This window comes from Synechococcus sp. RC10A2 (genome assembly GCF_047502605.1).
The window spans coordinates 37045-43441 of the sequence record NZ_JANSHP010000096.1 but is presented as its reverse complement, the minus strand read 5'-3'; the positions used below and the strand labels follow the sequence as shown (position 1 = coordinate 43441).

5 protein-coding genes are annotated in these 6397 nt (G+C 61.5%); all 5 read left to right on the top strand.

Annotation, left to right across the window (positions count from 1 at the left end):
* Window positions 1-233: 233 nt before the first annotated feature.
* Window positions 234-2042 (top strand): molecular chaperone DnaK, encoded by a 1809-nt coding sequence (dnaK, locus tag NW848_RS13065; RefSeq protein WP_011429677.1) that lies wholly within the window; start codon window positions 234-236, stop codon window positions 2040-2042.
* 116 nt (window positions 2043-2158) lie between these two features.
* Window positions 2159-3343: a molecular chaperone DnaJ gene (gene dnaJ, locus NW848_RS13060; RefSeq protein WP_011429678.1), complete on the top strand. Its 1185-nt coding sequence runs from the start codon at window positions 2159-2161 to the stop codon at window positions 3341-3343.
* A complete protein-coding gene (locus NW848_RS13055) occupies window positions 3340-3603 on the top strand; it encodes a sulfurtransferase TusA family protein (RefSeq protein WP_011429679.1) in 264 nt (87 codons plus the stop codon). The genes dnaJ and NW848_RS13055 overlap by 4 nt, the downstream gene beginning before the upstream one ends.
* Window positions 3600-4691 carry a ribosome small subunit-dependent GTPase A gene (gene rsgA, locus NW848_RS13050; protein ID WP_011429680.1) on the top strand — a complete coding sequence of 364 codons (1092 nt, stop codon included), beginning with the start codon at window positions 3600-3602 and terminating at the stop codon, window positions 4689-4691. Before NW848_RS13055 ends, rsgA begins: the two co-directional genes overlap by 4 nt.
* 115 nt (window positions 4692-4806) lie before the next feature.
* A complete protein-coding gene (locus NW848_RS13045) occupies window positions 4807-6327 on the top strand; it encodes a hypothetical protein (RefSeq protein ID WP_099812353.1) in 1521 nt (506 codons plus the stop codon).
* The last annotated feature ends 70 nt before the right edge of the window (window positions 6328-6397 follow it).

The window sequence follows — 6397 nt, the reverse complement described above, 5'->3', positions numbered from 1 at the left end:
ACAGAGCGGGGCTTCCAGGACTACGTCCCGCTAGCGCGAACGGCGGATTAGCTAACCAAACTTGCTCACTTGAACCTTGACAAACAAAGCCGGGATAGCCTCAAAAAGGCTACAGTAAAGCTACGGAGGCGGAAGCGCCGCCTGAAGGTTTCTGCGGGATTCTGGGCAAAATGCTCTTATGAGATCCGTGGAATTGTCCTGGGTTGGGATTTGACGCACGGGGAGAGAGGGGTATGGGCAAAGTCATCGGGATTGACCTGGGAACCACCAACAGTTGCGTGGCGGTTTTGGAAGGGGGCAAGCCCGTGGTGATCACCAACGCCGAAGGAGGGCGCACCACCCCCAGCATCGTCGGCTTTGCCAAGAACAACGTCCGCCTGGTGGGCCAACTGGCCAAGCGTCAGGCGGTTACCAACGCCGAAAACACCATCTTCAGCATCAAACGCTTCATTGGCCGCACCTTCGCCGAAACTGAAGAAGAGCGCAAGCGAGTCCCCTACAAGGTGATCCCTGGCCGGGACAACATGGTGGAGGTGGTGGTGCAGGATCGCGCCTACACGCCCCAGGAGATCTCCGCAATGATCCTGCAAAAGCTGAAGGCCGACGCGGAGGCTTATCTGGGGGAGCCGGTGACTCAGGCGGTGATCACCGTCCCCGCCTACTTTACCGATGCCCAGCGCCAGGCCACCAAAGACGCGGGCACCATTGCCGGACTGGAGGTGTTGCGCATCATCAACGAACCGACGGCAGCCGCCCTGGCCTACGGGCTGGACAAACAAGATCAAGATCTGCGCATCTTGGTTTTCGACCTGGGTGGCGGCACCTTCGACGTCTCGGTGCTGCAACTGGGCAGCGGCGTGTTCGAGGTACAAGCCACCGCCGGCAACAACCACCTGGGCGGGGATGACTTTGACCAGAGAATTGTCGATTGGCTCAACCGCCAGTTTTTGGAGACGGAAGGGATCGACCTCTCCCGGGATCGCATGGCCTTGCAGCGGATGCGGGAGGCGGCGGAGAAGGCCAAAATCGAGCTGTCCAGCACCCAGGTTACGCTCATCAACCTGCCCTTTATCACCGCCGACGACTCCGGGCCCAAACACCTGGAAGTGGAGCTGACCCGCGCCAAGTTCGAGGAGTTGGTGCAGGATCTGGTGGAGGCTACTGTTGAGCCCACCGAGCAAGCTTTGCGGGATGCCGGCCTCTCCCCTGAGGATATCGACCGCGTGCTGCTGGTGGGTGGCTCTACTCGCATTCCCGCTGTTCAGGAGAAGATTCGGCAAATCTTCAAAAAAAACCCGGATCGCTCCGTCAACCCCGACGAGGCAGTAGCCCTTGGCGCAGCCATCCAGGCAGGGGTGGTAGGCGGAGAAGTGAAAGACCTGCTGCTGTTGGATGTGATTCCCCTCTCCATTGGCGTGGAGACCTTGGGCGGGGTATTCACCCGCATCATCGAGCGCAACACCACCATTCCCACCAGCAAAACCCAAATTTTCTCCACCGCCACCGACGGCCAGACAATGGTGGAAATCCACGTCTTGCAGGGAGAGCGGGCTATGGCCAAGGACAACAAGACCTTGGGCCGCTTTCAACTAACCGGGATCCCGCCAGCTCCCCGCGGGGTGCCCCAGATCGAAGTCTCCTTTGATATCGATGCCAACGGCATTTTGAAAGTCTCCGCCCGCGAGAAGGGGACGGGGATCGAGCAGAGCATCAAGATCACCAACCACGGCGGCTTGAGCAGCAGCGAGATCGAGCGGATGCGTCGGGAAGCCGAGGCCTACGCCGAAGAAGATCGGCGCCGGCGGCAGTTGGTGGAAGCCCGCAACCAAGCGGACAGCCTGCTCTACAACTACGAGAAGACCCTGCAGGAGCACGGCAGTCGCCTTAGCGAGATCTGCCTCCAGAGGGGGGCCCAGGCGGCGGGCACATTGAGGGCGCTGCTGGCAAATGATAACGTAGACTTAGCAACTTTACGGAATGCAATGGAAGAGCTGCGGGCTGTGCTCCTAGAGATGGGGAGTGAGATCTATGGCACTCGCTGAGGATACTCGGCGAAGGCTTTTGCTCAGCTCTGGGGCATGGCAGAGGGGCATTGCCTGGGCCATCCGGCAAGCTGTGTTTCCGGCGTCATTCGATCCTTGTTCTCTGAAGCGCTTCTATGGCTCGTGACTACTACGAAATCTTGGGGGTTAGCCGTGATAGCTCCAAGGAAGAGATTAAGCGCGCCTATCGTCGGCTGGCCCGCAAGTATCACCCTGACGTCAACAAAGAGCCAGGGGCTGAGGATCGCTTCAAGGAAATCAACCGCGCCTATGAGGTGCTCTCGGACGACGAGCTGAGGGCTCGCTACGACCGCTTTGGGGAAGCTGGGCTGAGCGGTGCGGCGGCTGCCGCCAGCGGGTTCCAGGATTTCGCCGGAATCGGTGGCTTCGCCGACCTTTTCGAGAGCTTCTTCACCAACTTTGCGGGAGGGGGAGTTGGCTACAGCCGCAGCCGCCAAGGGCCGGTACGCGGGGATGACCTGCGCTTTGACCTGAAATTGGAGTTTCTCGAGGCCATCTTCGGCGGCGAAAAGCAAATTCGCATCAGCCACTTGGAGGTCTGCCCGGTCTGTGGGGGCAGCGGGGCCAAGCCCGGCACAGATGTGAAAGTCTGCCCCACCTGTGGCGGCGCTGGTCAGGTGCGGCGGGCCACCCGCACCCCCTTTGGCAACTTTACCCAGGTCTCGATCTGCCCCACCTGCGGCGGTGCCGGCCGGGTGCTGGAAGAGCCCTGCTATAACTGCAATGGCGAGGGCCTCGCCCAGACCACCAAGAAGCTGCGCATCAACATCCCTGCCGGCGTGGACAGCGGCACCCGTCTGCGGGTTTCTGGCGAGGGGGATGCCGGTCGGCGCGGTGGCCCACCTGGGGATCTCTACGTTTACCTCTTCGTCGAGCCGGATCCCGACTTCCAGCGGGATGGTCTCACCATCTTCTCGCAGGTGCGGGTAAGCTATCTGCAGGCCATTTTGGGGGCTAAAGTCTTGGTGCCCACGGTGGACTCGAAGGCGGGCCTGGAGGAAGAGGCGGAGCTGACCATTCCGGCGGGTTCCCAGCCGGGTACGGTGCTAACTCTGGAGGGCAAGGGGGTACCTCGCCTTGGCAATCCGATGTTGCGGGGCGACCACAAAATCACCCTGGTAGTGGAGATTCCCACCCGCATCAGCTCGGAAGAGCGGGAACTGCTTATGCGCCTGGCCGAGTTGCATGGGGAACGCATCAACAAGCGGGACGGTTTCTTGGGCGGGCTGTTGCGGGGGCTGGCCCAAATGCCCGGCAACCGAGAGCGAGAAGAAGAATGACGGCAGAGGCAATTCCCCCCCACGAGGTGAAGCTGGTTCTGGATCAACGCGGGATCCCCTGCCCGCTCAACTACGTGCGCGCCAAGTTGCGCCTAGAACGCATGGCGCCGGGGGAGGTGCTGGAGCTGTGGCTGGATGCAGGAGAGCCTCTGGAGCAGGTGCCCAAGAGCCTGACGATGGCGGGGCATTACATTGAAGGGCAACAAGCGGCGCCCGAGGGACACCACATCCTCTGGGTACGCCGTGGGAATTTGGCATGAGCCACCGGAGCGCCGTCCAAGAGGAGGGGCAGGGATCCACTTGCACTGGCTGGGTGCGCGCCGCCCAGGCCAACTTTTATCGCGTGCGCATCGATCCCGAGCTGGCTGCCCTTTTTCCTGAGATCGAGGCGCATTTCCCGGCCCAAAAGCCGATGCCGGCGGAGCTTCTCTGCACTGCTCGGGCCAAGCTCAAAAAAATGGGGCAGTCGGTGATGGTGGGGGACTGGGTGGAGGTTAGCTTACCGCCGGCTGCCGACTCTCTCTGGCCGGAGCGGGGGGCAATTGAGGCCATTCTGCCGCGGCGAACTCAGTTGCCTCGACCGGCCATCGCCAACATAACCCAAGTCTTGGTGGTGATGGCCCTGGCCGAGCCGGAGCCCGAGCCCAACGCCCTCAGCCGTCTGCTGGTGCAGGCCGAGGCCAGCCACCTGCGAGTTCAGGTGGTGTTCAACAAGTGCGATTGTGTAGAGGCGGCGGTGGCAGAGAGCTGGCGACAGCGTCTGCAGCGGTGGGGGTATGAGCCTCTATTGGTCAGTGCCCTTACTGAGGCAGGGATCCCCGAGCTGCGCCGCCGCTGTCGGGATCAGATTTCGGTGGTGGCTGGCCCCTCAGGGGTAGGCAAGTCAAGCTTGCTCAACCGACTCTTGCCGGCTGTTCAGCTGACCACCCAAGCGGTGTCAGAGAAGTTGCGCCAGGGGCGGCACACCACCCGCCATGTGGAGCTGTTCCCTCTGCCAGAGGGGGGTTGGATTGCCGACTCTCCGGGGTTCAATGCCGGCGAAGGGATCCCGCCGGTTTCCCCTCAGCAGCTAATACGTTGCTTTCCGGAAGTGCGGGAGCGGCTGGGCACCTGTCAGTTTCGCGATTGCTTGCACGATCGGGAGCCGGGCTGTGGGCTGCGGGAGCTGGACTGGGAGCGGCGGGGGTTTTACCTACAGCTTTTACATGAACTCCAGGAAGCGCAAGCGGCAAACTCTGCCCCAGCTTGCCCAGGTCTCAAGCGAAGGGGGGAGGGGCACCACCTGACCTGCCGTAAGCAGAGCCATCGCATCCTGACCGATTCCGACCTAGACTGGCAAGAGGATTGAGGCGGATAGAGCCTTTGGCCCTGGTTGATTGCCTTCGCCGCTTCCTTACATGATGATGCTCCTCCAGAAACGGCCTTTTAACCCCAAGGCCTAAAACTCCCACTGAGCAGCTCCTATGGTTCTCTCGGATCCCCTTCACCTTATCGTCCAAGAGGTGCAGCAGGGCGAGTACGCAGACCGGGTAAAAAAGCTGGTTTACTTCACCTGCACCCGCACTTGGACAAACGACGCTGTCAAGCTGAGCGGGGAGGAGCTAAAGGCTCTGCTGGAGCAGCTCTACCGCGAGCATGCGACCCTGGAGGACCTAGTCCGGCGTTTTCGCGACGCCATCAGCCAAATCAACAAGAAGGCTGAATACGCCCGCGTCGCCAAACTGCTGCTGAGCAAGCTCGAGCTCCTCTATCACCAGTCTCAATCGGATCCCGGCAGCCCTCTGACTGCTTCATCTGGGGATCTGCCGGCTTGGGTGGCGCCTGCGCCCAGCTTACCTGTGAGATACGGCGGCCTACAACTGCACAAGCAAGACTACGACCCGTTCGAGTTGCGGGCGGGGGTGATGCAGCAGACAAGTCCCTTGCGGGCCAAGCTGGTTTTGTTCACGGCTTTGCACCACAGGCTAGAGCCCACGGTGCAAGGGTTGGCGGCCCTACGGCGCTACAGTCTCGACGAGCTGCTCAGAGCCCTTTACGACGCCTGCAACTCCCCGCAGGAGCTGGAAGCGCGGCTGCAACAGGCGGTGCAGCAGCTCCAGGAGCCGGAGCAGGATAGCCAAGCAGCTAACGCCGTGCTGCAGATGCTGCAGCCTCTCTACGTTTACGTGTCCCAAGAAACAATGGCCGGTGGGGGGCTAGCTGCCGAGACTCTCGCCGCCGATCTCGATTGGCTCAATGGGGAAAATGCCGTCGGCACTGGCGGGACGGAGTCCAGCCGCATCACTTGGCTGGAGTCCGAAAGCCCGAACGAGGGGGAAGCGACAGCCGAGCCCCCTGCTTTTTCTGCTCCTGCCGTTCTGGCGTCAGAGCTTCCAGAACCCTGCCGCCAACTGCTGCACCGTAGCGCCGGATCCCTGATGGCCACCATCGAGAACACCCTGAGCGAGTTGGGCAACGCCCTGGACGAAGGGCTGCAGGACGAGGATCCGGACCAATACCTGAGCCTCAAACACCAGGTGCTGCGTGGCCTTCTGAAAGACGTAGAGGGATCCGCTGCCCTGTTCAGAGGGATCCTGAGTAGGCTGGAGCAGTCGGAGTGGGGTTTGCTGCGGCCCGCCGGCAATGCGGGACAGCCAGGAGAGATGGCCGAGATGCCGCTTCAGGTGGGGGATCCCTATGCCGCTCTGCGGCAGGTGCTGGCCACCAGCGAGCTGGCCCGCCAAAAGCCCCAGTTGGAGCAGGAAGTGATGCGCTTGGTGCGGCGCAGCATTGGCGCGATCAAAACCGCCATTGAAAATGCCCTGAGCGAGCTGGGCCAGGCCTTGGACGAACAGTTCCAGAGCCGTCCCCTAGAAGAAGCCTTAGTTCTCAAGTACCAGACGTTGCGCGCCTTTTTGCAGGAAGTCGAGGAGATCTCCACCAAGTTCGCCGCTTTCTTGGCCCGCATGGAGGAGGCAGAGCGCCGTCTATTTGGCCTGGTTTGAAAACCAAGCCCGCCATTCTGGGATCCCGTCAACTCGCCTGAAGTCAGAGAGAGCTGTAGCTGTAGGAGCA

What these genes read in the sequence shown, in the direction of transcription:
- dnaK (WP_011429677.1), top strand. Translation starts at nt 234, where the DNA reads ATGGGCAAAGTCATCGGGATTGACCTGGGAACCACCAACAGTTGCGTG.
- rsgA (WP_011429680.1), top strand. Translation starts at nt 3,600, where the DNA reads ATGAGCCACCGGAGCGCCGTCCAAGAGGAGGGGCAGGGATCCACTTGC.
- NW848_RS13045 (WP_099812353.1), top strand. Translation starts at nt 4,807, where the DNA reads ATGGTTCTCTCGGATCCCCTTCACCTTATCGTCCAAGAGGTGCAGCAG.
- NW848_RS13055 (WP_011429679.1), top strand. Translation starts at nt 3,340, where the DNA reads ATGACGGCAGAGGCAATTCCCCCCCACGAGGTGAAGCTGGTTCTGGAT.
- dnaJ (WP_011429678.1), top strand. Translation starts at nt 2,159, where the DNA reads ATGGCTCGTGACTACTACGAAATCTTGGGGGTTAGCCGTGATAGCTCC.